This window comes from Variovorax sp. V116, from assembly GCF_041154435.1.
In the GTDB taxonomy this organism is placed as follows: Bacteria; Pseudomonadota; Gammaproteobacteria; order Burkholderiales; family Burkholderiaceae_C; genus Variovorax; species Variovorax paradoxus.
Genome location: NZ_AP028661.1, coordinates 5,032,669 through 5,054,395, shown reverse-complemented (window position 1 = coordinate 5,054,395; position 21,727 = coordinate 5,032,669). Strand labels below are relative to the sequence as shown.

At 68.2% G+C, this 21,727-nt stretch carries 22 protein-coding genes; 5 read left to right on the top strand and 17 right to left on the bottom strand.

Features of this window, described 5'->3' with window-relative positions; genetic code table 11:
- Nucleotides 1-16: 16 nt before the first annotated feature.
- Nucleotides 17-610: a LemA family protein gene (locus ACAM58_RS24145; protein WP_027730126.1), complete on the bottom strand. Its 594-nt coding sequence runs from the start codon at nt 608-610 to the stop codon at nt 17-19.
- A gap of 56 nt (nt 611-666) precedes the next feature.
- On the opposite strand from ACAM58_RS24145, the gene ACAM58_RS24140 reads away from it, so the two are divergent.
- The gene (locus ACAM58_RS24140) at nt 667-1,428 is read left to right on the top strand and encodes a hypothetical protein (RefSeq protein WP_062364268.1); all 762 of its coding nucleotides are present in this window, start codon (nt 667-669) and stop codon (nt 1,426-1,428) included.
- A gap of 7 nt (nt 1,429-1,435) precedes the next feature.
- Here the strand turns inward: ACAM58_RS24140 and ACAM58_RS24135 are convergent, their stop codons facing one another.
- From ACAM58_RS24135 to ACAM58_RS24105, 7 genes are all read right to left on the bottom strand, one after another.
- On the bottom strand, nt 1,436-2,110 hold the full coding sequence (locus ACAM58_RS24135) for a cysteine hydrolase family protein (protein WP_062364270.1): 675 nt from the start codon (nt 2,108-2,110) through the stop codon (nt 1,436-1,438).
- Entirely contained in the window at nt 2,107-3,039 is a 933-nt protein-coding gene (locus tag ACAM58_RS24130; protein ID WP_062364271.1) for an ABC transporter permease, read from the bottom strand. The genes ACAM58_RS24135 and ACAM58_RS24130 overlap by 4 nt, the downstream gene beginning before the upstream one ends.
- Nucleotides 3,036-4,187, bottom strand: coding sequence for an ABC transporter permease (locus ACAM58_RS24125; protein WP_062364273.1), 1,152 nt, complete (start codon nt 4,185-4,187; stop codon nt 3,036-3,038). Before ACAM58_RS24125 ends, ACAM58_RS24130 begins: the two co-directional genes overlap by 4 nt.
- On the bottom strand, nt 4,180-5,718 hold the full coding sequence (locus tag ACAM58_RS24120) for an ABC transporter ATP-binding protein (RefSeq protein ID WP_062364275.1): 1,539 nt from the start codon (nt 5,716-5,718) through the stop codon (nt 4,180-4,182). The genes ACAM58_RS24125 and ACAM58_RS24120 overlap by 8 nt, the downstream gene beginning before the upstream one ends.
- Before the next feature lie 25 nt (nt 5,719-5,743).
- Nucleotides 5,744-6,859, bottom strand: coding sequence for a BMP family ABC transporter substrate-binding protein (locus ACAM58_RS24115; RefSeq protein WP_062364277.1), 1,116 nt, complete (start codon nt 6,857-6,859; stop codon nt 5,744-5,746).
- 67 nt (nt 6,860-6,926) lie between these two features.
- Complete coding sequence (locus tag ACAM58_RS24110) at nt 6,927-7,313, bottom strand: VOC family protein (protein WP_015867606.1); 387 nt, start codon at nt 7,311-7,313, stop codon at nt 6,927-6,929.
- A gap of 325 nt (nt 7,314-7,638) precedes the next feature.
- Complete coding sequence (locus ACAM58_RS24105; protein ID WP_027729893.1) at nt 7,639-8,643, bottom strand: isopenicillin N synthase family oxygenase; 1,005 nt, start codon at nt 8,641-8,643, stop codon at nt 7,639-7,641.
- Nucleotides 8,644-8,845: 202 nt separating this feature from the next.
- Here ACAM58_RS24105 and rutR point away from each other — a divergent pair, with 202 nt between their 5' ends.
- A complete protein-coding gene (gene rutR / locus ACAM58_RS24100; RefSeq protein ID WP_015867604.1) occupies nt 8,846-9,604 on the top strand; it encodes an HTH-type transcriptional regulator RutR in 759 nt (252 codons plus the stop codon).
- Between the two features lie 160 nt (nt 9,605-9,764).
- On the opposite strand, the gene rutF is transcribed toward rutR, so the two are convergent.
- The 6 genes from rutF to rutA are packed head-to-tail and all read right to left on the bottom strand — an operon-like array spanning nt 9,765 to nt 14,052.
- Nucleotides 9,765-10,292 (bottom strand): NADH-dependent FMN reductase RutF, encoded by a 528-nt coding sequence (rutF, locus tag ACAM58_RS24095; protein ID WP_341461374.1) that lies wholly within the window; start codon nt 10,290-10,292, stop codon nt 9,765-9,767.
- 46 nt (nt 10,293-10,338) lie between these two features.
- Complete coding sequence (locus ACAM58_RS24090; RefSeq protein WP_018906582.1) at nt 10,339-10,938, bottom strand: malonic semialdehyde reductase; 600 nt, start codon at nt 10,936-10,938, stop codon at nt 10,339-10,341.
- Nucleotides 10,935-11,735, bottom strand: a complete 801-nt coding sequence (gene rutD / locus ACAM58_RS24085) for a pyrimidine utilization protein D (RefSeq protein ID WP_027729892.1) — start codon at nt 11,733-11,735, stop codon at nt 10,935-10,937. Before rutD ends, ACAM58_RS24090 begins: the two co-directional genes overlap by 4 nt.
- A gap of 2 nt (nt 11,736-11,737) precedes the next feature.
- Nucleotides 11,738-12,130 carry a pyrimidine utilization protein C gene (gene rutC / locus ACAM58_RS24080; RefSeq protein WP_369663693.1) on the bottom strand — a complete coding sequence of 131 codons (393 nt, stop codon included), beginning with the start codon at nt 12,128-12,130 and terminating at the stop codon, nt 11,738-11,740.
- Nucleotides 12,131-12,164: 34 nt separating this feature from the next.
- Entirely contained in the window at nt 12,165-12,923 is a 759-nt protein-coding gene (gene rutB / locus ACAM58_RS24075) for a pyrimidine utilization protein B (RefSeq protein WP_018906584.1), read from the bottom strand.
- 13 nt (nt 12,924-12,936) lie between these two features.
- Nucleotides 12,937-14,052 (bottom strand): pyrimidine utilization protein A, encoded by a 1,116-nt coding sequence (rutA, locus tag ACAM58_RS24070; RefSeq protein ID WP_027729891.1) that lies wholly within the window; start codon nt 14,050-14,052, stop codon nt 12,937-12,939.
- A 218-nt stretch (nt 14,053-14,270) separates the two neighbouring features.
- Between rutA and ACAM58_RS24065 the strand changes: the two genes are divergently transcribed.
- From ACAM58_RS24065 to ACAM58_RS24055, 3 genes are read left to right on the top strand one after another with little or no spacing between them, the layout of a single operon-like run.
- Nucleotides 14,271-14,723, top strand: coding sequence for a nuclear transport factor 2 family protein (locus ACAM58_RS24065; protein ID WP_015867597.1), 453 nt, complete (start codon nt 14,271-14,273; stop codon nt 14,721-14,723).
- Between the two features lie 52 nt (nt 14,724-14,775).
- Nucleotides 14,776-15,786 (top strand): YheT family hydrolase, encoded by a 1,011-nt coding sequence (locus ACAM58_RS24060; protein WP_038107951.1) that lies wholly within the window; start codon nt 14,776-14,778, stop codon nt 15,784-15,786.
- Between the two features lie 5 nt (nt 15,787-15,791).
- The gene (locus ACAM58_RS24055; RefSeq protein WP_027729890.1) at nt 15,792-16,343 is read left to right on the top strand and encodes a DUF2946 family protein; all 552 of its coding nucleotides are present in this window, start codon (nt 15,792-15,794) and stop codon (nt 16,341-16,343) included.
- Between the two features lie 68 nt (nt 16,344-16,411).
- Here ACAM58_RS24055 and ACAM58_RS24050 read toward each other — a convergent pair whose 3' ends face one another.
- The 3 genes from ACAM58_RS24050 to ACAM58_RS24040 form a co-directional block, all read right to left on the bottom strand.
- Nucleotides 16,412-17,020, bottom strand: a complete 609-nt coding sequence (locus ACAM58_RS24050) for a cytochrome c5 family protein (RefSeq protein WP_015867594.1) — start codon at nt 17,018-17,020, stop codon at nt 16,412-16,414.
- Nucleotides 17,021-17,135: 115 nt separating this feature from the next.
- Nucleotides 17,136-18,560, bottom strand: a complete 1,425-nt coding sequence (locus ACAM58_RS24045) for an efflux transporter outer membrane subunit (protein ID WP_015867593.1) — start codon at nt 18,558-18,560, stop codon at nt 17,136-17,138.
- Nucleotides 18,553-21,717 (bottom strand): efflux RND transporter permease subunit, encoded by a 3,165-nt coding sequence (locus ACAM58_RS24040; RefSeq protein ID WP_015867592.1) that lies wholly within the window; start codon nt 21,715-21,717, stop codon nt 18,553-18,555. The genes ACAM58_RS24045 and ACAM58_RS24040 overlap by 8 nt, the downstream gene beginning before the upstream one ends.
- Between the last annotated feature and the right edge of the window lie 10 nt (nt 21,718-21,727).

Genomic DNA, 21,727 nt, shown 5'->3' with positions numbered 1-21,727 from the left:
CAGGCGGGTGTCTTGCTTACTTCTTGGGTGCCGAGAAATCGACCGTCGGCGGCGTCGAGATCTGCGCTTCGTTCTGAACCGAGAAGTTGGGCTTGGGCTGGTAGCTGAAGATCTTGGCCGTGATGTTGGTCGGGAAGCTGCGCGCCAGCACGTTGTACTCCTGCACCGTCTGGATGTAGCGGTTGCGCGCCACGGTGATGCGGTTCTCGGTGCCTTCGAGCGTCACGCGCAGGTCGCGGAAGGCCTGGTTGGCCTTGAGCTCCGGATAGCGCTCCGCCACCACCATGAGCCGCGACAGCGCCGAAGAGAGCTCTCCCTGCGCCTGCTGGAACTTGTTGAAGGCCTCGGGGTTGTTGAGCGTCTCGGGCGTCACCTGGATCGAGGTGGCCTTGGCGCGCGCCTCGATCACCTTGGTGAGCGTGTCCTGCTCGAAGCTGGCTTCGCCCTTCACGGTGGCCACGATGTTGGGCACCAGGTCGGCGCGCCGCTGGTACTGGTTGAGCACCTCGCTCCAGGCCGACTTGCTGGCCTCGTCGAGCGACTGGAACTGGTTGTAGCCGCAGCCGCTCAGCGAAAGCGCCGCAGCAAGAATCAGGAGCCAGCGTTTCATCATCGTCATTTGCATTACCTCCGCAGATGGAAGCCGAAGTTAGCATAGAAGGCTCCATGGCCCTCGATCCTCTCCATGCCCTGCGGGGCGCCAACCGCGCGGCCGCATTGCCCGCTGCAGCGGCGGCCACCGGCACGCTGCTGGTGGCCGGTGCGACCGGCGCCCTGGGCCAGGAGCTGCTGCGCCGGCTTGCGGGCAGCCACCGGGTTGCCCATGCGCGCGTGCTGGCATGCGAGCCGATCCGCGACGGGCTGCGCGGCGTTGAAACCTACCTCGCCCCCGGCCTGCCGATCGCGCAATGGCCGCTGGCATCGGCTGACAGCGCCGTCATCGCCTTCGACCCGCCGCGGCTCTATCACGACCGCGAACGCGCGCTCTGGGTGCCGCAGCCTTCGGACCTGCCCGAGCTCGCGCGCTGGCTGCGCGCCTGCGGCGTGCGCACGCTGGCCATCGTGCAGCCGCACGACCAGGGCAAGTTGCCCGAGGCGCTCAAGCGCGGGCTCGCGAGCCTCGACGAGCAGGCCGTGGTCGCCAACGGCTTCGACCGCGTGATCCTCGTGCGCTCGGCGCGCAAGCCGCTCAACGCCAGGTTCGCCAACCCCGCCGAAAGGCTCGCGGCCTGGATGCTCTCGATCGTGCGCTTCATGGTGCCGAGCAGCGAGCAGCCGGTGCGCGCATCGAAGGTGGCCGAGCTGGTCGACCTCGCGCTGCGCATCGCGCCGCCGGGCGTGCATGTGGCGGCGCCCGAGCTGGTGTGGGAATCCGCGCAGGGCGACATGCAGGCCGTGGTGCGGCGCTGGCTGGGACTGGCGGGCTGACGGACCCTCAGCCGCGCCACTGGCGCAGCAGTTCGGCCGAGTCGAGCACCAGCCCCAGGTGCAGCGACACCATCGCAAGCGCCGCGCCTTCCAAGTGCGCATCGGTGCCGCGCACCAGGTCGCGCAGCACGATCACGCGGTAGTTGCGGTTGCTCGCGTCGAAGGCCGTGTTGAGCACGCAGCAGTCGGTGAAGCCGCCGTTGAGCACCACCGTCTCGATGCGCTGGTTGCGCAGCAGGAAGTCGAGGTCGGTCGGGTAGAAGGCCGAGAGGCGCCGCTTGTTGTCCACGCGCATGTCGCCGGGCGCCACGCGCGTGACCCACTCGGTCCACTTGGAGCCTTCGATGGCGTGCGCGTCGGCATTCGGAATTTCGCCCACGTGCAGCGGAAAGGTGCGGCGCCATGCGGACGGAATGCCGTGGACGTCGTCCACGCCGCCGGGCCGCAGCACCGACCGGATGTGCACGATGCGCACGCCCAGCGCGCGCGCCGCGTCGTGGAAGCCGTCGATGGGCGCCACCACGTCGCGCGCCCGCGGGGCGGGGCAGGGGCAGTCGGGGCTGTCGTCCAGGTGGCCGCGGTGCATGTCGATGGACACGACCGCGGTGCTGGCCGGGTCCAGGTAGTCGGCGAACTGCGCTGCGTCGAGCTCGCGCTCCTCGTTGTAGACCCAGGCCTTCACCGGCGTTCTTCCCGCACGTAGGGTTGGCCCAGCGCGCCGGGCTCTTCGTCGGCGCCGCGCCGCGAGAGCGCGACCCACACCATCACCGCGAGCGTCACCGCATAGGGCGTCATCATCACGAAGTACTGCGGCAGCTGCACGCCGGCCGCGGCCAGTTGCGGGATCAGCGCCTCGATGCAGCCGAACAGCAGCGCGCCCACGAGCGCCTTCCACGGCGACCAGCGCGCGAAGATCACCAGCCCCACCGCGATCCAGCCGCGCCCGCCGGTCATGCCCGCGATCCACAGCTTGGTGCTGACCACCGAGATGTACGCGCCCGCCAGGCCCACCAGCGCCGAGCCCGCGAGCACCGCGGCCAGCCGCCACAGGGCAACGCGGATGCCGGCCGCATCGGCCGCCTGCGGGTTCTCGCCCACCGCCCGCAGCCGGAGCCCGGCCGAGCTGCGCGAGAGAAACCACGCCACGGCAAGGAAGATCGGCAGCGTGAGCCAGACCATGGCGTTCTGCTCGAACAGCCGGCCGGCGCCGGGCAGGAGCGACAGCGGCCACAGCGCCATCGCGCCGATGCCTCCGGTGGCATGGTTGGTCCATTCGGCGAGCGAGCCGACCAGCGCCGTGAGGCCCTGGCAGAAGAACACCAGCGCGAGCCCCGCGATCACCTGGTTCACGCGCAGCCAGATCACCATCGCCGCGAACAGCAGCGACACCGCGCTGGCCGCGAGCATCGCCAGCACCAGCGACACGGCCGGCTGCCCCATGGCGATCTGCGCGCCGATGCCCGCGAGCGCGCCGACCAACATCAGCCCTTCGGCGCCGAGCGACAGCACGCCCGCGCGCTCGCTGATGATCAGGCCCAGCGCCGCGAGCGCATAGGGCACCGCGAAGTCGGGCGTGCTTGCGAGCCAGTTGAGAACGATGCTTCCGCTCATTGCACCGCCTCCGCACCCACGCGCCGCAGCCGATGGCGAATGAAGAAATCGCTCGACGCCACGCACACCACGATGATGGCCTGGATCAGCTGCACCATCGAGAACGGCACCTGGTAGAACACCTGCAGGCTGCGGCCGGTGACGAACAGGGCCGCCACCAGCAGCGCCACCACCGTGGCCGCGAGCGGGTTGTTGCGCGCAAGAAAGGCAATCAGGATGCCCGAGAAGCCGTATCCCTGGTAGAAGGCCTGCGTGAGCCGCCCCTCCTGCCCGGAGGCCACCGCCAGGCCCGCGAGCCCGGCCATCGCGCCCGACAGCAGCACGGCGCCGTAGATGGTGCGGCGCACCGGCACGCCATTGGCATGCGCCACGCGCGGATTGGCATCGACGAAGCGCAGGTACAGCCCGGCGCGGCTCAGGCCCACCAGCCACCATGCAAGGAGCGCCACCACGGCCGCGAGCACGATGGCGCTGCTCACGCCGGCCCCCAGTTCGGGCAGCCGCTCGAAGGCGCGGAACTGCGGCGAATAGGGGAAGTTGTCCTTCGGGTCCTTCCAGCTGCCATAGACCAGGTGCAGCAGGAAGTTGGCCGCCATGTAGTTGAGCATCAGCGTGGAAATGATCTCGTTCACGCCGAGCCTGATCTTCAGCCACGCCGGCCCCAGCACCCAGAGCAGCCCGCAGCCGATGGCGGCCGCGAACATCAGCGGCAGGCGCAGCGGCTCGGGCCCGACCTGCCACATCGAGACGGCCGTCGCGCCGATGGCGCCCCAGATCATCTGGCCCTCGAGCCCCAGGTTCCAGAAGCGCGCGCGAAACGCCAGCGCGCCAGCCAGGCCCACGAGGATCATGGGGGCGGCCTGGAACAGCACGGCGCGAAAGTTCTGGCCGTCGAAGAAGGTCTGCATCACGAACTCGTTGGCGAGCTCGCCCGCGGGAACGCCGGCCGCCACCAGGATGGCGGCGGAAATCGCAAGGCCCGCAAGGAGCGCCGCCGCAAGGATCAGCGCCTGCCGCCGCCATCCCATGTGCTGGCGGATCTCCAGCGCGTAACGCCGGCGCGCCAGCGGCTGGCGCCGTGCGCGCTGCGCGGCCTCCGGATCGGTCTGCGCCGGCTGCGCGATGGCCGCGAGCGTGGCGTCAACCATGGTCCACCATCGCCTGTCCGATGGCCTGCCGGTCGGCCGGCTGCGCGAATTCGCCGGCGATGCGCCCGCGCGCCATCACGCCCACGCGGTCGGCCAGCTGCAGCACCTCGTCGAGGTCCTCGCTGATCAGCAGCACCGCGGCGCCGCCGTCGCGCGCGGCGCGCAGGCGCGCATGCACCTCGGCGCTCGCGCGCACGTCGAGCCCGCGGCTCGGGCTGTGCGCGAGCACCAGCGAGGGCGCCTTGCCGAACTCGCGCGCGAGCACCAGCTTCTGCGCATTGCCGCCGGACAGCAGCGCGGCCTTCTGCGCCACCGAGCGCACGCCCTGCACGTCGAAGGCGCGCACCGCTTGCTGCGTGTCGTCTTGCATGCGGCCGCGCCGCAGATGCCAGGCCGGGCCGTAGCGGCCGGTGTGCACACGGCCGATGGCGTAGTTCTCGGCCACCGAAAGGCCGCCAGCCAGCGCGAGCCCGTAGCGGTCGGCCGGGATCGCGGCAATGCCCACGTTGCGGCGCTCCGGTGCACTCATGGCCTTGAGGTCGCCGTGGCCGTTCAGATGGATCTCGCCTTCGAGCGCACCGCCCGCATCCGGCAGGCCCATGATGGCGCCGGCCAGCTCGCCCTGTCCGTTGCCGCCGACACCGGCCAGGCCGTAGATTTCGCCCGCATGCAGTTCGAGCTCGACGCCGTCGAGCACGCGGCGGCCCTCGGGCGATGCCGCCGAGCGCAGCCTGCGCACCGTGAGCCGCACCGGGCCACGCGGCGACTTTGCGGCCTGATAGCTTTGCGTGGCAATCGATTCGCCCACGGTAAGTTTCACGAGCTCGGCCACCGAGGTGGCGCCCGGCGCCAGCGTGGCGACCGTGCGGCCGCCGCGCATCACCGTCACGCGGTCGGCATAGGTCTTCACGTCGGCCATCTTGTGCGTGACCAGCACCACGGCCGAGCCGCCGCGTGCGAGGCCCTGCACCGTCTGCAAGAGGCGCGCGGCTTCCTGGTCGGTGAGCACCGCGGTGGGCTCGTCGAGGATCAGGATGCGCGCGCCCGCCAGCAGCACCTTGAGGATCTCGACGCGCTGCTGCTCGGCAATCGACAGCGCATCGACGCGCTTTGATGGATCGATCTCGAAGCCCAGCTCCGAGGCCTTGTTGCGGATGACGCGAGAGATTTCGCGCAGGCGCTCCCCGTGGCTCTGGAACTCGGCCGGCGCCGGCGCCGGCGCGGTGAGCAAGATGTTCTCTGCCACCGTGAACGGCCGCACCAGCTTGAAATGCTGGTGGACCATGCCGATGCGGTGCCTGGCTGCATCGCGCGGTCCGGCAAAACGCACCGGGTTGTCGTCGACCAGCAGCTGGCCCGCCTCCGGCGCATAGAGCCCGGCCGCGATGTTCATCAGCGACGACTTGCCCGCGCCGTTCTCGCCCAAGAGCGCATGCACCTCGCCCCAGCGCGCTTCGAAGTGCGCGTCGGTCAGTGCCGCAAAGCCGTCGAAGGACTTGCGGATGCCGGTGAGCTCGAGCGCGTTGGGCATTGGCGTTGCCTTCTTTTTTTCTTACTTACTTCTGCGTGACCACGCCCTTGACGAACCAGTCCATCTTCCAGAGATCGGCATCCGACAGCACCGCGCCCTTGGCCACGCGCTCCTTGCCGTCGCGGTCGGCGAGCGGGCCGGCGTAGACCTGCTTGCCCTTCATGATGGCGTCTCGTTCGGCCGTGATCTGCGACGCCTTGTCCTTGGGCACCGCAGGGCCGAAGCCCGCGATGTCGGTGCCGCCGTCCTTCATCTCGATGAAGGCGCCGTACTGGCCGGGCTTCCAGTTGCCGGCCATGATCTTCTTGAGCTCTGGCGAAAGGAAGCGGTCCCACACCCACACCGACGAGCACAGCGTGGCCTTGGGCGCGAACTGGCGCAGGTCGCGGTGGTGGCCGGTGCCGTACACGCCGCGCTCCTGCGCCACGATCTGCGGCGTGGGCGAATCGACATGCTGGCCGATCACGTCGGCGCCCTGGTCGATCAGCGCGGCCGCGGCGGCGCGTTCCTTCACCGGGTCGTTCCAGGCGCCGGTGTAGATCACGTTGACCGTGGCGCTGGGGTTCATCTTCTGCGCACCGAGCGCGAAGGCGTTGATGGTCCAGTTCACCACGCCGAAGGGGTTGGCCGCAACGAAGCCGAGCTTGCCGGTCTTGGAGGCCGCGCCCGCGGCCATGCCGCAGAGGTACTGGCTCTCGTAGGTGCGGCCGTAGAACGATTCGAGGTTGCTGCCGTTGGTGGTGCCCGAGCCGTTGAGGAAGGCCACTTCGGGGTACTTGGCGGCCAGGTCCTTGAAGCTGTCGGAGTAGCCGAAGGCGGTGCCGATCACGATGTTGGCGCCGCGCTGGATGAACTTCTCGGCCGCGGGCTTGATGGCCGATGCGTCTTCGGGCACGTTCTCGACGAACTGGATCTTCTGGCCGATCTCCTTCTCGATCTTCACGCGCGCCTCGTCGAAGGCCTGCGTCCAGCCGCCGTCGTTCTTCGGGCCGAAGTAGAGCATCGCGATCTTCGGCTTGTCCTTGAGCGTGAAGCCGTCGGCCGCCAAGGCGGGCAGCGTGAACAACGCGCCGCCGGCCGCAAGCGCCGATGCAAGGCCGAAGGCGAAGCCGTGGGTGGGAGTGCGCAGCAGCATCAGCATGGAGCAACCTTTCGTGGGGAGCGTGTCGAAGAACGGGGAGAAAGAAGAAGAGGGCGGGCCGCGTGCGTCACATCATGAAGTTGATGCGAAACACATTGCCCTCGGGATCGAGCAGCACCGACTGGTACCAGTTGTAGTAGGTGACGTACGGTGGCTTCACCAGCGTGGCGCCGGCCTCCAGCGCAATGGGCACCATGCGGTCGACGTCGTCCTTGCTGTCGACGTCGATGTTCAGCAGAAACTTCACGCCGCGCGTGTCGGAAAATTCGGCCAGGTGCAGCAGCTCGTAGGCATCGAGCGCGTTGAAGCCGAGGCTCGACTTGCCGGTGTCGAGCCCGCGAAAGATCGGCGAGCGAATGGCCTCGATCTCCGGGAAGCCGAACACGCGCTGGTAGAAGCCGCTGAGCGCGACCACGTCTTTTGCGAAGACGTTGACGTAGGAGAGGTGGGGCATGTCAGTTTTTCTTGGCGCTGTTGTTCTTGTTCGCGGCGCTCTTGTTCAGGGCGCGTGCACAGGCCACCGGGTACTCCCCTCCGCGAATGTCCCCCGGCCTGCGGCCTCCTCCTTTATTTCGCTGCGGGGAGCACCCGATGCCCTGTGCACGATGGGCGCGGCTGTGGTGCTGGCCGATCAACGACTGCTCTGTACAACGCTCCCGTCGATGGGGTGCCTTGCGCAGCGAAATCAAGGGGGAGGCCGCAGGCCGGAGGACATTCGCGGAGCAAGGTACCCCGTCGGCGGGAGCGCGCCCCGAACAACAACGATCGCGGGGTTTCATTTAGACCGCGACCTTGGTCCCCCCAAAGGTCGTCTGCTTGACGAACTTGGAGGTCAGGTGGTCGCCCGAAGAAATCGGTGCGTACTTCGGCTGCTCGCCCGGTGCCAGGCAACTCGGCAGGCACTCGACCATCGCGTCGTAGTTGGGCTGGTGAAAGAACACCAGCGACTGGCGGCGGTTGGTGCTGGCCATCTCGAACGGCGGATTGACCACGCGGTGCAGCGTCGACACCCACTGGTCGTTGGTCCACTGCATCATCAGGTCGGCAATGTTGACCACCAGGCCGCCTTCCACCTGCGGCACGTCGACCCACTGGCCCGCCTTGTTGAACACCTGCAGGCCCTTGTCGTCGGGCAGCACGATCGTGAGGCTGCCGTAGTCGCTGTGCGCGCCTGCGCGCAGCTGGCCCGGCAGCGGCGCTTCGCGCTGCGGCGGATAGCTCAGCACGCGGAACATGCTGATGTGCCGGTCGATCTTGTCGTCGAAGAACGGCTCGGGCAGCGCAAGGCCGAGCGCGAAGATGCGCATCATCGAGCGCGAGAGATCGCTCATGGCCTCGAAGTAGCTTTCATAAGCCTCCCGGAAACCGTCGATCGGCGGCCAGCTGTTGGGCTCGAAGTGCGGGCCGGCGGCGGGGCCGCGGTGGTAGTCGTCATCGGGCACGTTGGAGGGGCCGATGGAAAACGATTCCTTCAGGTCGCCGGGCGCGGCCTCTTCCAGGCTGTACGAAAGCCCCTCTTCGCCCACCGCGCTGTAGCCGCGCACCGCGTCCTCGCGCGGCCGGTCGACATTGCGCTTCTCGGCCAGCGGCATGTCGAAAAAGCGGCGCGAGAGTTGCGACACGCGCGCAATCAGCTCGGCCGGAATGCCATGGTTGGTGATGACCAGAAAGCCGATGCTGCGGCAGGCCTCGTCCACCTTGGCCGCAACCTGCGCCTTGCCTTCGGCCGTGCCGGCGAAGTAGGGCGCGAGATCGATGATGGGTACGGACAGCAGCGTTGTCATGTGTCGGTCCTCGTGCTTGGCATGCCTTTCGCCATGCAACGTCTGTGCCAGTTGGACCAAATGGACAAAACGCGTTGGCCGCGTCAGCATGGTGCGTGCCGGCGGCGCGCGAAGGCCGCGCTGGCGCAACGCGATGCATCGCGGCCTTACAGTGGTGCGCGTTGAAAGAAGAACCAGCAAGCAATCGATGAAGCGAGGGAAGATGCCGAAGACCAAGGCGCTGGCCGCAGCCAGCAGCACGAAGAAGATCCCGGCCAAAAAAAGCCCGGTGAAGATCCCGGTGACCCTTCCGGTGAAGGGCCCGGCGCGCAAGCGCGCGAAGCCCGCCGTGCGCAGCGCATCCGCGGTGAGCCGCAGGCTGCGCCAGATCGAGGACAAGCGCAGCGCCATCCTCGGCGCCGCGCTTGGGTTGTTCTCGCGCTTTGGCCTGCATGGCACGTCCATCGACCAAGTGGCGGCGCGCGCCGATGTGTCCAAGAGCAACCTGCTCTACTACTTCGCGAACAAGGAGGAGCTGTACGTCAACGTGCTGCGCGACCTGCTCGCGCTGTGGCTCGAACCGCTGCGCGGCTTCAGCGCCGAGCAGGACCCGGCCGAAGCCATCGGTGGCTACATCCGCCGCAAGCTCGTGGTCTCGCGCGACCGGCCCGATGCATCGCGCCTGTTCTGCCTCGAGATGATCCAGGGCGCGCCGCTCCTGCGCGACGAGCTCGACCGCGAGCTGCGCACGCTGGTGGAGCGCAAGTCGGAGGTCATCCGTTCATGGATTGCCGCCGGCAAGCTCGCAGCGGTCGATCCGCATCACCTGATCTTCACGCTCTGGGCCGTCACGCAGCACTATGCGGATTTCGGCGTGCAGGTGCAGGCGCTGACGGGGCATACGCTGGAGGATCCGGCGTTCTTCGAGCAGACGGTGGAGAACGTGCAGCGGATCGTGCTGCAGGGCATTGCACCGCGCTAACGAGCTTCTCTCTCTTGCTCCCTCTCCCTCCGGGAGAGGGCTGGGGTGAGGGCCGGCGGCGTTGGAAGATGCGCTGCGGTTGGAAAGGCCGCTGCCCTCACCCTGACCCTCTCCCGGAGGGAGAGGGGAGAAGACAAGGGAGAGGGGAAAGGAAAGAAAGTCAGTGCGGCGGCGCTGCAATCTCGTGATACCGCCGATCGAAATAAATCAAGCTCTGCGCCGCCCCCCCAATCGCAATCGCCAACGCCTCGCAAAACAGCACGTCATGCGTCCCCGCACTCGTGGCCTGCACCACGCGGCAGTCGAACGAGGCCGCGGCATCTTCGAGCACCGGCGAGCCCGTGGCCTTGCGGCTCCATCGGCCTGCGGCAAAGCGCTCGTCCATCGGCGTCTTGCCGCCGAACAGGCCCGAGAGCGCCTGGTGCCCCGCGGCCAGCACGTTCACGCACAGCACGCCGTTGGCCGTGAACGCGGGGTACACCGAGGCCGAGCGGTTCAGGCACACCAGCAGCATCGGCGGCTCGTCGGTCACGCTGCACACGGCCGAGGCGGTGAACCCGGCGCGGCCTGCGGGCCCGTCGGTGGTGATGATGTTGACCGCCGCACCCAGCCGCGCCATGGCGTTGCGGTAGTCGGCCTTGGGCAGCACAGGCGGCGCACCGCTCGGCATGACGTGGTTGGAGGCCATTGCGTTGGGCAGCATGAGAAAAAAGTCTCCGTTGTGAAGACGGGCTTCAGGCGAGGACGCAGGCTTCGTCGAAGCCGAGCCGCGGCAGGCGCCCGAACACCTTGGCCGAATCGCCATGGCCGAGGTTGATCAGGAAGTTGGCGCTCCAGTCGGTGCCCTCGAAGAACGCGGCATCGACCTTCGCCTTGTCGAAGCCCGACATCGGCCCGGCGTCGAGCCCCACCGCGCGCGCGGCCAGCAGCAGGTAGGCCGCCTGCAGGCTGGCGTTGCGAAAGGCGGTTTCATGCGCGGCCTCGGGGCTGCCGGTGAACCAGCTGCGCGCATCGGCATGCGGAAACAGCGTGGGCAGCTTGTCGTAGAACTTGCGGTCCCACGCGGCAATCACGGTGACGGGCGCAGCCATGGTCTTGTTGAGGTTGCCCTTCGAAAGCGCCGGCGCGAGGCGCTGCTTGCCTTCGGGCGTGCGAACGAACACGAAGCGCGCGGGCGAGCAGTTGGCCGAGGTCGGTCCCATGCAGGCCAGCGCGTAGACCTGGCGGATCTGCGCATCGGTCACGGGCTCGGCGGTCCAGCCGTTGTGGCTGCGCGCCTCGGTAAAAAGAAGGGCCAGTGCGGCGTCGTCGAGGGCGGGTTTCATCATGGTCATGCGGGAACGCCGGGTGCGCTGACCCGGGCGAGAAAGTCGAGCAGGCTGCGGTTGAAGGCGGCGGCCTCGGTCACGCTGTGCGCGTGGCCGCCGTGCGGCAGGAAGTGGAGCGTCACGTCCTTCAGGCCATCGGCCAGGCGCTGTGAGCAGGTCCACGGCACCAGCGCATCGTCCATGGCGGCGGCCACCAGCGTGGGCGCGGTGATGGCGCCCAGGCGTGCATCGACGTCGAAGGCGCGCAGCGCACCGATGCGCGCGCGCATGTTGGCTTCTCCGGGGAAGTGCGCAAACGCATGGTCGACCTCGTCGGCCACGCGCTGCGCATGTTCCGCGCACCAGGCCGCGGGGTACAAAAAGATCGGCTGCGCTTCCACGTACGCGCGCGGGCCGCAGGCATCGAGCAGCGCAAGCCGCGCATCGAAGCAGCGCGCCGAATGCGCGTTGGGCTTCGACCACGCATTGACCAGCACCAGGCTGGCCACGCGCGCCGGTTCGTCGAGCGCCAGCTGCAGGCCCACGAGCCCGCCCAGCGCATGGCCCACCAGGTGGCAGCGCGGCGTGGCCGTGGCGTCGAGAATCTGCACCACGTCGCGCGCCATGTCGGCAATGGCATAGCCCGCATCCAGCGCGGCGGGGCTGCGGCCCGTGCCGCGCTGGTCGTACGCAATCACGCGGTGGCCCGCTTCGACCAGCGCGCCAAGCTGCGGTTGCCAGAAGGCGGCCGAACCGCCCAGGCCCGATGACAGCAGCACCGCCTCGCCATCGGCCGGCCCATGCACTTCGTAGTGCAGCGGCATGCTCAGGCCTTGTTGCCGACGTGGGCGATAGACGCAATCTCGACCAGCGCATCGGGCTTCACCAGGCCGCACTGGATGCAGTAGCGCGCAGGCTTGGTGCCCGGAAAGAACTCGGCATACACCGCATTGACCTTGGCGTAGTCGGCCCAGTCCTTGATCATGATCATGTTGAAGGTCACGTCGTCCATGGTGCCGCCGGCCGTTGCGATCACGTTCTGGATCGTCTCGAGCACGTGGCGCGTCTGCGCCGAGGCATCGCCCACGTGGACCACGTTGTTGTCCTTGTCGAAGGACAGCGTGCCCGACACGTAGACGATGCCGTCGGCCATGGTGCCGGGCACGAAGGGAGCGATCGGCGTGGTGGTTCCGGCCGGGATGATGGCTTGCTTGGGCATGGGGGTTCCTTGCTGTGGGTTGAACGATTGAAAGTCAGGCGGCGCTTGGCGCGAAGCTGCGCACGAAGTCGTCGACGGTGGAGACCCAGCCGAAGAAGGTCTCGACGTTGTAGACCGAGGCCTTCTGGATGGCCGCGCCGCCCAGCTCGTGCGTCGCGTCTTCCAGCATCACGGCGAAGTATTCGAGGTGGAAGGCGTCTCGCAGGGTCGACTCCACGCACACGTTGGTCGCGATGCCGGTGAACACCAGGTGGCGGATGCCGCGTGCGCGCAGCGTGCTGTCGAGCGTGCTGTTGAAGAAGCCGCTGTAGCGCGTCTTGGGCACCACGATGTCGCCGGGCTGCGGCTTCATCTCGGCAATGAGTTCGTAGTCCCAGCCGCCCTTGGCGAGGAACTTGCCCGCAAGCTCGGGCCGCGCGCGCATGGTCTTGAGCGCATTTGACTTGTGCCAGTTGGGCGAGCCCGGCCCGCCGGCCTCGACATAGGCGGCGTCCCAGCCGTTTTGCAAGAACACCACCAGCATGCCGGCCGCGCGCGCCGCCGCGATGGTGCGCGCGATGTTGGCAATGGTGCCCTGCGCGCCGGAAATGTCGAAGCCGGCCGAATCGACATAGCCGCCCATCGACGCATAGGCGTTCTGCATGTCGACCACGATCAGCGCCGAGTCGCTGGCATGCAGCGCGAGCGGTTCGGGCCGCGCGGACAGCACCTGCGGCGCCGGTGCGCCGGGCAGGCGCGGCGCGCCGACGGGAGTGTCCGATGTGAGGGTGGTGTTGCGTGCTGGCGTGCTCACGTGGCGCTCCTGCTCAGGCCGCAAGGCGTTGTTCGGCTTCGGCCTGCGAGGGCACGGGGCTCTGCACGTGCACGCGGCTCTTCATGAGCGGCTGGATGCGTTCGCCGAAGGCCGCGACGCCCTGCACGAAATCGTCGAAGGTCAGCAGCACGCCCTCGGTGCCCGGCACCTCGGCCATCTCGTCGAGCAGGCGCGCGACGGTGGCGTAGGAGCCGACCAGCGTGCCCATGTTGATGTTGACGGCCGAGGTCGGATCGGCCATCTGGCGCACGTTGGTGTCGGCGCCCGACCTGGTGTCGGCCCCGCCCTGCTGGCCCAGCCAGGCGATGGCCTCGTGGTCGGCGCCGGCCTTGTAGTGCTCCCACTTGGCGCGCGCGGCCTCGTCGGTCTCGTCGGCAATCACCATCATCAGCACGTAGGTGGTGACGTGGCGGCCGGTCTTGCGCGTGGCCTCGATGAGCTTCTCGGCCGCGGGCGCAAAGGCCTTGGGCGTGTTCACGCCCTTGCCGAAGCAGAAGTTGTAGTCGGCGTACTTTGCGGAGAAGTCCATGCCCGCATCGCTCTGGCCCGCGCAGATCACCTTCATGTCGGCCTGCGGTTGCGGGCTCAGGCGGCAGTCGTCCATCTGGAAGTGGTCGCCCTTGAAGTCGGACTGGCCCGTGCCCCAGAGCTCGCGCAGCACCTGGATGTATTCGGACAGGTACTGGTAGCGCGTGCCGAAGAACTGGTCGCCCGGCCACATGCCCATCTGCGAATACTCGGGCCGCTGCCAGCCGGTGACGAGGTTCAGGCCGAAGCGGCCGTTGGAGATGGAGTCGATGGTCGACGCCATGCGCGCCACGATGGCCGGCGGCATCACCAGCGAGGCGGCGGTGGCAAAGAGCTTGATCTTCGTGGTCACGGCCGCGAGCCCGGCCATCAGCGTGAACGACTCGAGGTTGTGGTCCCAGAACTCCGTCTTCCCGCCGAAGCCGCGCAGCTTGATCATCGAAAGCACGAAGTCCACGCCGTAGCGCTCGGCCGCCAGCGTGATCTCCTTGTTGAGCTCGAAACTGGGCTTGTACTGCGGCGCGTTCTCCGAGAGCAGCCAGCCGTTGTTGCCGATGGGAATGAAGATGCCGACGTTCATGCAAAAAGCTCCTGTTGCGGGGTCGCAAAGCCCTATGCATGGCCCGTGCCAGTTGGAAAAGCCGTTTTAAATCAACGGTTTGAGTGCTTTTGGATGTTGTGTTTTGACCATTTGGTCCAAAGTGGAGCGGACGAACCGCCCGCGCTGCGGCAACGCGGTGCGCCGCAAGGCCAAAGCGGTGCAGCCCCATGTCATCGATCGCGCGGCAAAATCACCCCATGCCCAAGACCCCACTCCGCGCCGCCGCGGCCATCGGCGGCACTGCCGACGACGTCGAAGCCGCCTTCTACGAAGCGCTGCAGCGCGGCGACATCGATGCCCTGATGGCGTGCTGGGCCGACGAGGACGAGGTGTTCTGCGTGCATCCCGGCGGCCCGCGGCTGGTAGGCGCCACCGCCATCCGCGCCGCCTTCGAGCAGATGTTCGGCAACGGCGCCATCCACGCGACGCCAGCGCGCGTGCGCAAGATCGAGTCATTGGCAAGCGCCGTGCACAACGTGCTCGAGCGCATCGAGGTACTCACCTCCGAAGGCCCCAAGCACGCCTTCGTGCTGGCCACCAACGTCTATCACAAGACCGTCGAAGGGTGGCGCCTGGTGGCGCACCACGCGAGCCCCGGCAGCGCGCGCGAGCCCAGCGACGTGAACGAGCTGCCCCAGACCCTGCACTGAAGCGATGACCGCCGCCGCGCCGAATTCTTCTTCCTCTTCCCTGCACGCGGCCATGGGCTACATGGCGCCGCGCTGGCTGCCCGGCGGCAACCTGCAGACCATCTGGCCGGCGCTCTATGCGCGCCGCTTCGAGGGCTCTGCGCCGGCCTACCGCCGCGAGCGCTGGACCACGCCCGACGGCGACTTCATCGATGTCGACTTCATCGATGCGGCCTTGCCCGGCCCGCAGCCGCTGCTTGTGCTGTTCCACGGGCTGGAGGGGTCGTCGCGCAGCCACTACGCCGAAGCCTTCGCGGCCTTTGCCGCCGCGCAGGGCATGGCCTTTGCCGTGCCGCATTTCCGCGGGTGCAGCGGCGAGCTCAACCTGGCGCCGCGCGCCTACCACTCGGGCGACTACGAAGAGATCGGCTGGATCCTGCAGCGCATGCGCGAGCAGCATGCGCAGCGCGGCGGCGGCCCGGTGCTGGCCGCGGGCGTCTCGCTCGGCGGCAATGCGCTGCTGCGCTGGGCCTGCGAGGCCGGCGACACGGCCCGCGCCTCGGTGAATGCGGTGGCTTCGGTGTCCGCGCCGCTCGACCTGGCGGCCGGCGGCGCGGCCATTGGCCGCGGCTTCAACCGGCTGGTCTACACGCGCATGTTCCTTGCCACCATGAAGCCCAAGGCACTGGCCAAGCTGGCGCAGTTTCCGGGCCTGTTCGACCGCGAGCGGCTGCTTGCGGCGCGCGACCTCTATGCCTTCGACGACGTGTTCACCGCGCCGCTGCACGGCTTTCGCAACACCGACGACTACTGGGCCCGCGGCTCGTCCAAGCCGCACCTGAGGGCGATCCGCGTGCCCACGCTGGTGGTGAATGCGCGGAACGACCCGTTCATTCCGGCGCAGAGCCTGCCCGGCCCCGGCGAGGTCGGCCCGCATGTCACGCTGTGGCAGCCCGCGCACGGCGGCCACGTGGGCTTTCCGCTCGGGCCGCCGCCGGGCCATGTGCAGGGCATGCCCGAGCGCGTGGGCGGCTGGCTGGCCGGGTTTGCACCCTCCACGGCGGCGCAGGCGCGCGCAAAATAACGCCCATGGACGACATCGTCAAACAGGCGCTTGCCAAGTGGCCCAACGTGCCGCACTGCTACGGCTGGCTCGGCCTGGACGCGCGCGGCAACTGGTACATGCGCGACGACCGCACCCAGGCCGAAGGCGCCTTCCCCGCGGCCAAGGGCTCGATGCTGCGGCACGAGAAGCTGATCGACTTCATCCAGCGCAACTACGACCACGATGAAGAAGGCCAGTGGTTCTTCCAGAACGGCCCGCAGCGCGTGTATGTCGAACTGGAGGCCGCGCCCTTCGTCTGGCGCATTGCCGATGGCGCGGGCTTTGCCGTCACGGCCCACACCGGGCAGGCGGCGGGCGCCATCTCGGCCTGCCTGCTCGACGAGCACGGGCGCCTTTTCCTGGCGGCGCCCCTCGGGGTCGGGCTGGTCCATACGCAGGACGTGGGCCTAGCCGCCGACGCGGTGGAGCAGGGCCTGTGGACCCCCGAGCCGGTGCATGCGGCCGACCTGCCGCAGCGCTTCGGCCATGTGCTGAGCCCCTCGGCGCGCCGGCTCGTCTTGCTATCAAATGAGTAGCTGCAGCTGGCAGCGGACATGAAAAAGCCGGCGCGAAGCCGGCTTTCTCTTTGGGGGCCTGGGCCCGGTTACTTGCTGGCAGCCGCCGCGGGCGCCGAAGCCGCGCCATCGGCAGGCGCCGCCGCCGCCGCGGGGCGGTCGGGCACCGCGAACTTGGCGCCGCCGGCATTGGCCATGTAGACCACGGCACGGCCGATTTCGAGGTCTTCGAAGTCGCCGCCGCCCTGGGGCGGCATCGCGCCCTTGCCATGCAGCGCATGATCGAGCAGCGTTTCGTAGCCCTGGCCGATGCGCGGGCCCCAGGCTGCGGCGTCGCCGTAGTGCGGAGCGCCGGGAATGCCGGGCGCGCCGTGGCAGGCTGCGCACTGCGCCTTGAAGACGGCCTCGCCGGCTGCCAGCGGACGGTTGGCATCGCGGATCTCGATGGCGCCGACCTTCTTGAGCCGTTCGGCCACTTCGCGGTCGCGCGCATCCTGCGACACGCCGTACAGCGACATGTTGTCGCCCTCGGCCGTGCCCGCGGGCTTGTTGCCCGAAACCACATAGGCCACAAGGCCCACGATGATCAGGATGGGTGCTACGAAGGAGAAAAATACCGCCAGCAGCAGTTGCTTCGGGTTCTTGATCGGGCCGGTGTGGGCGTCTTCTGTGGCCTGGTAGTGCGGGTCTGCGCTCATTGGCGTCCTCAATAACGGGGGCTCGTCGGGGGGCTTTTTCGAATCAACCGGCGATTATAGAGAGGCCCTCCGCCCAAAGGACGCAAGGCCGCTCACCGTCCGTCGCGCGAAAGCCTCAGCCCTTGCTGCCGGGCGTGGCCCAGCCGCCGCCCAATGTCTTGTAGAGCGTGACCTGGTTCTGCAGCTGCAAGAGGCGCGTGGTGACCGCCGACTGCTGCGCCGTGTACAGCGAGCGCTGCGCATCGAGCAGGTCCAGCGCGCTGGCAATGCCGTTGCGGTAGCGCATGTCCGAGAGCCTGAAGCGCACCGCCTCGGCATCGGCCTGCGCGCGCTGCGCACGCACCTGCTCGCCCAGCGTGGCGCGCCCGGCCAGCGCGTCGGCCACTTCGCGGAACGCGGTCTGGATCGACTTCTCGTACTGCGCCACGGCAATCTCGCGCCCGGCCTTGGCCGAATCGAGCGTGGCCCGGTTGCGGCCCGCATCGAAGATCGGCAGCGTGACCGAGGGCGCGAACGACCAGGCCCTGGAGCCGCGGTCGAACAGGCCCGAGAACTCGCTGCTCGCGGTGCCCAGCGTGGTGGTCAGCGACACGCGCGGGAAGAAGTTGGCGCGCGCCGCGCCGATGTTGGCGTTGGCCGCAATCAGCTGCTGCTCGGCGGCGCGGATGTCGGGCCGCTCGGCCAGCAGGTCGGAGGGCAGGCCCGCCGGCACGTCGGGCATCGGCTTGACGCTGTCCAGCCCCTTGATGCCGCCCGCGGTGGCATCGGCCGGAACCGGCGCGCCCAGCAGCAGGGCGAGCGCGTTCTCGTCCTGCATGCGCGTGCGCTGCTGCTGCGCGTACGAGGCGCGCGCGGTCTCGGCCAGCGAGTTCGCGGCCTGGAAGTCGAGCTCGGACGACACGCCGTTGTCGAAGCGCATCTTGGTCAGCCGCACCGACTCTTCGCGCGTCACCAAGGTCTGGCGCGTGAGCTCGAGCAGCTCGTCGTCGGCAATCAGCGTGAGCCAGCCGGTGGCCACCGCCGCGATCAGGCTCACCTGCGCGGCCTTGCGCGATTCCTCGGTGGCCAGGTACTGCGCCAGCGCCTGGTCCTTCAGCGCGCGGATGCGGCCGAAGAAGTCGATCTCCCAGGCGGTCACGCCCAGGTTCACGCTGTACTGCGACGACACGCTGCCCGCGCTGCTGTCGAACGCCTGGTAGGGGTTGGGGCTCGAGCGCGAGCCGCTGCCCGTGAGGCCCAGCGCCGGGAACAGCGCCGCGCGCTCGATCTGGAACTGCGCGCGCGCCTGCTCGATGTTGAGCACCGACACGCGCAGGTCGCGGTTGTTTTCCAGCGCGGTGCGGATCAGCCCGTTCAGCCGCGAATCGGTGAAGAACTCTTCCCAGGGCACCGCGGCCGCAGCCTGGCCGGCCGGCTGCGCCGGGTCGCCCGGGAAGGTGGTGGGCACCGGCGCCGCCGGGCGTTCGTAGGTCGGAATCAGCGAGCAGCCGGCCAGCAGCATTGCCGCGGCCAAGGCTGTGGGAATCAGTTTCTTAGTCATGTGCTTTTTCTTCCGTGATGCCGGCTGCTTCCGCGTGCCGCTTGTCGGCTTCATGCTGGCGCGCACTGCCCTTGAACAGGCTGCGCACCACCACGAAGAACACCGGCACGAAGATCACGGCCAGCGCCGTACCCGTCACCATGCCGCCGAGCACGCCCGTGCCAATGGCGCGCTGGCTGGCCGAGCCGGCCCCCGAGGCAAGCACCAGCGGCACCACGCCCAGGCCGAAGGCCAGCGAGGTCATGATGATCGGGCGGAACCGCAGGTGGGCCGCGGCCAATGCCGATTCGACGATGCCCTTGCCCTGCGCCTGCAGGTCCTTCGCAAACTCGATGATCAGGATCGCGTTCTTCGCCGACAGGCCGATGATGGTGATCAGCCCCACCTGGAAGTACACGTCGTTCGAGTAGGCGCGCAGCATGGTCGCCAGCAGCACCCCCAGCACGCCCAGCGGCACCACCAGGATCACCGACAGCGGAATCGACCAGCTCTCGTACAGCGCGGCCAGGCACAGGAACACCGCCAGAATCGCAAAGCCGTACAGCACGATCGCCTGCGAGCCCGCGAGCTTTTCTTCGCGCGACTGGCCCGTCCATTCAAAGCCAAAGCCCTGCGGCAGCTGCCCGGCGAGCTTTTCCATCTCGGCCATCGCGGCGCCCGTGCTGTAGCCCTGCGCGGCGTCGCCGCTGATGCGGATCGCCGGGTAGCCGTTGTAGCGCACCGTCTGCGTCGCGCCCTTGACCCACTTGGTGGTCGCAAACGCCGACAGCGGCACCGGCTGGCCCTTGGTGTTGCTGGCGTTCAGGCGCAGCAGGTCGTCAGGCTGCATGCGCGCCGGCGCATCGGCCTGCACCACCACGCGCTGCAGGCGGCCGCGGTTCGGAAAGTCGTTGATGTAGCTCGAACCCAGGCCCGTCGACAGCGTGGCGTTGATCGCATCGAAGGTCACGCCCAGGGCATTCGCCTTGTCGCGGTCGATGTCGATCTGCAGCTGCGGCGCGTCTTCCAGGCCGTCGGGGCGCACCTGCGACAGGATCTTGCTCTGCCCGGCCATGCCCAGCAGCTGGTTGCGCGCATTGATCAGCGCCTCGTGGCCCGCGCCCGAGCGGTCCTGCAGCCGGAAGCTGAAGCCGCTCGCATTGCCCAGTTCAGGAATGGGCGGCGGGCTCAGCGGGTAGATGAACGCATCGCGAATGCCCGAGAGCGCACCAAAGGCACGGCCCGCCAGCGCGCTGGCCGAATGGGCCGGGTCCTTGCGTTCCTCCCAGTCCTTCAGCGTCACGAAGGCAAGGCCCGCGTTCTGCCCCTGGCCCGAGAAGCTGAAGCCCATCACGCCCACGATGCTCTGCACTTCGGGCTGCTTCAGGATGAAGCCCTCGACCTGCTGCATGACCGACAGCGCACGCTCCTGCGTGGCACCCGGGGGCAGCTGCACGTTCACGATGATGTTGCCCTGGTCTTCCGCCGGCAGGAACGAGCTCGGCAGCCGCAGGTAGGTGAACACCACCGCGCCGATGATCGCCACGTAGATGACCAGGTAGCGCGCGGCGCGCCGCAAAATGCGCGCGACCACGCTTTCATAGCCCTTGGCCGTGCGCGTGAAGCCGCGGTTGAACCAGCCGAAGAAGCCGGTCTTCTCGTGGTGGTGGCCCGCTTCCACCGGCTTGAGCAGCGTGGCGCACAAGGCCGGCGTGAGCGACAGCGCCATGAAGGCCGAGAAGGCGATCGAGGTCACCATCACCGCCGAGAACTGGCGGTAGATGTTGCCCGTGGAGCCCGCAAAGAACGCCAGCGGCACAAACACCGAGATCAGCACCACCGTCACGCCGATGATGGCGCCCGAGATCTGCTTCATGGCCTTGCGCGTGGCTTCGAGCGGCGACAGCCCCTCCTCGCTCATGATGCGCTCGACGTTCTCCACCACCACGATGGCGTCGTCCACCACGATGCCGATCACCAGCACCATGCCGAACATGGTCAGCACGTTGATCGAGAAGCCCATGGCCAGCAGCATGGCAAAGGTGCCCAGCAATGCAATTGGCACCACGATGGTCGGGATGATCGTGTAGCGCCAGTTCTGCAGGAACAGGAACATCACGATGAACACCAGCGCAATGGCTTCCAGCAGCGTCTTGACCACTTCGGTGATGGAAATCTGCACGAAGCGCGAGCTGTCGTACGGAATGTTCCACTTCACGCCCTGCGGGAAGAAGCGCTCCAGCTCCGCCATCTTGGCGCGGATCGCCTTGGCCGACTGCAGCGCGTTGCCGTTGGGCGTGGGCTGCACGCCAATGCCCACCGCGGGCACGCCGTTCAGGCGCGCCGAGGTGGCATACGACTGGCCGCCCAGCTCCACCCGCGCCACGTCCTTCAGCCGCACGGTCGAGCCGTCGGTGTTGGCGCGCAGCACGATGTCCTTGAACTGGTCGACGTTGGCCAGCTGGCCGTTCACCACCACCGTGGCCGCAATGGCCTGGCCGGGGATGTTGGGCAGGTCGCCGATGGTGCCCGAGGACACCTGCGCGTTCTGCGCGCGGATCGCGTTGTTCACGTCCGTGGCCGACAGGTTGTAGCCCTGCAGCTTGTTCGGATCGATCCAGATGCGCATCGCGTTCTCGGAGCCGAACAGCTGGGCCTGGCCCACGCCGACCACGCGCTGCAGTTCGGGCACCACGTTGCGCGCGGCATAGTCGCCGAGCGCCACCGGGTCGAAGTTCGGGTTGTCCGAGGACAGCATCACGAACATCAGGAAGTTGTTGCGCGACTTGTCCACGCGCACACCCTGCTGCGTGACCGCGGCCGGCAGGCGCGGCGTGGCGCGGGAGAGCCGGTTCTGCACGTCCACCTGCGCGAGGTCGGGGTTGGTGCCCGCCTCGAAGCTGATGGTGATGGTGCCCGTGCCGTCGGCCTGGGCCACCGATTCCATGTAGATCAGGCCTGGCGAGCCGTTCATCTCGCGCTCGATCACGGACAGCACGCTGTCCTCCAGCGTCTGGGCCGAGGCGCCCGGGTAGGCAACGTTGATCACGATGGCCGGCGGAGCCACCGGCGGGTACTGCGAGATCGGCAGCTGGGTAATGGCGACACTGCCGCCCACCAGGATGAACAGCGCGATCACCCAGGCGAAGATCGGTCGGTCGATAAAGAATTTGGCCATGCGGGCGCGC

Bases quoted from the DNA above. Each gene is read 5' to 3' on its own strand.
- ACAM58_RS24145 (WP_027730126.1), bottom strand. From the start codon at position 610: ATGAAACGCTGGCTCCTGATTCTTGCTGCGGCGCTTTCGCTGAGCGGC.
- ACAM58_RS24140 (WP_062364268.1), top strand. From the start codon at position 667: ATGGCCCTCGATCCTCTCCATGCCCTGCGGGGCGCCAACCGCGCGGCC.
- ACAM58_RS24130 (WP_062364271.1), bottom strand. From the start codon at position 3,039: ATGAGCGGAAGCATCGTTCTCAACTGGCTCGCAAGCACGCCCGACTTC.
- ACAM58_RS24125 (WP_062364273.1), bottom strand. From the start codon at position 4,187: ATGGTTGACGCCACGCTCGCGGCCATCGCGCAGCCGGCGCAGACCGAT.
- ACAM58_RS24120 (WP_062364275.1), bottom strand. From the start codon at position 5,718: ATGCCCAACGCGCTCGAGCTCACCGGCATCCGCAAGTCCTTCGACGGC.
- ACAM58_RS24115 (WP_062364277.1), bottom strand. From the start codon at position 6,859: ATGCTGATGCTGCTGCGCACTCCCACCCACGGCTTCGCCTTCGGCCTT.
- ACAM58_RS24110 (WP_015867606.1), bottom strand. From the start codon at position 7,313: ATGCCCCACCTCTCCTACGTCAACGTCTTCGCAAAAGACGTGGTCGCG.
- ACAM58_RS24105 (WP_027729893.1), bottom strand. From the start codon at position 8,643: ATGACAACGCTGCTGTCCGTACCCATCATCGATCTCGCGCCCTACTTC.
- rutR (WP_015867604.1), top strand. From the start codon at position 8,846: ATGCCGAAGACCAAGGCGCTGGCCGCAGCCAGCAGCACGAAGAAGATC.
- rutF (WP_341461374.1), bottom strand. From the start codon at position 10,292: ATGGCCTCCAACCACGTCATGCCGAGCGGTGCGCCGCCTGTGCTGCCC.
- ACAM58_RS24090 (WP_018906582.1), bottom strand. From the start codon at position 10,938: ATGACCATGATGAAACCCGCCCTCGACGACGCCGCACTGGCCCTTCTT.
- rutD (WP_027729892.1), bottom strand. From the start codon at position 11,735: ATGCCGCTGCACTACGAAGTGCATGGGCCGGCCGATGGCGAGGCGGTG.
- rutC (WP_369663693.1), bottom strand. From the start codon at position 12,130: ATGCCCAAGCAAGCCATCATCCCGGCCGGAACCACCACGCCGATCGCT.
- rutA (WP_027729891.1), bottom strand. From the start codon at position 14,052: ATGAACGTCGGCATCTTCATTCCCATCGGCAACAACGGCTGGCTGCTC.
- ACAM58_RS24065 (WP_015867597.1), top strand. From the start codon at position 14,271: ATGCCCAAGACCCCACTCCGCGCCGCCGCGGCCATCGGCGGCACTGCC.
- ACAM58_RS24060 (WP_038107951.1), top strand. From the start codon at position 14,776: ATGGGCTACATGGCGCCGCGCTGGCTGCCCGGCGGCAACCTGCAGACC.
- ACAM58_RS24055 (WP_027729890.1), top strand. From the start codon at position 15,792: ATGGACGACATCGTCAAACAGGCGCTTGCCAAGTGGCCCAACGTGCCG.
- ACAM58_RS24050 (WP_015867594.1), bottom strand. From the start codon at position 17,020: ATGAGCGCAGACCCGCACTACCAGGCCACAGAAGACGCCCACACCGGC.
- ACAM58_RS24045 (WP_015867593.1), bottom strand. From the start codon at position 18,560: ATGACTAAGAAACTGATTCCCACAGCCTTGGCCGCGGCAATGCTGCTG.
- ACAM58_RS24040 (WP_015867592.1), bottom strand. From the start codon at position 21,717: ATGGCCAAATTCTTTATCGACCGACCGATCTTCGCCTGGGTGATCGCG.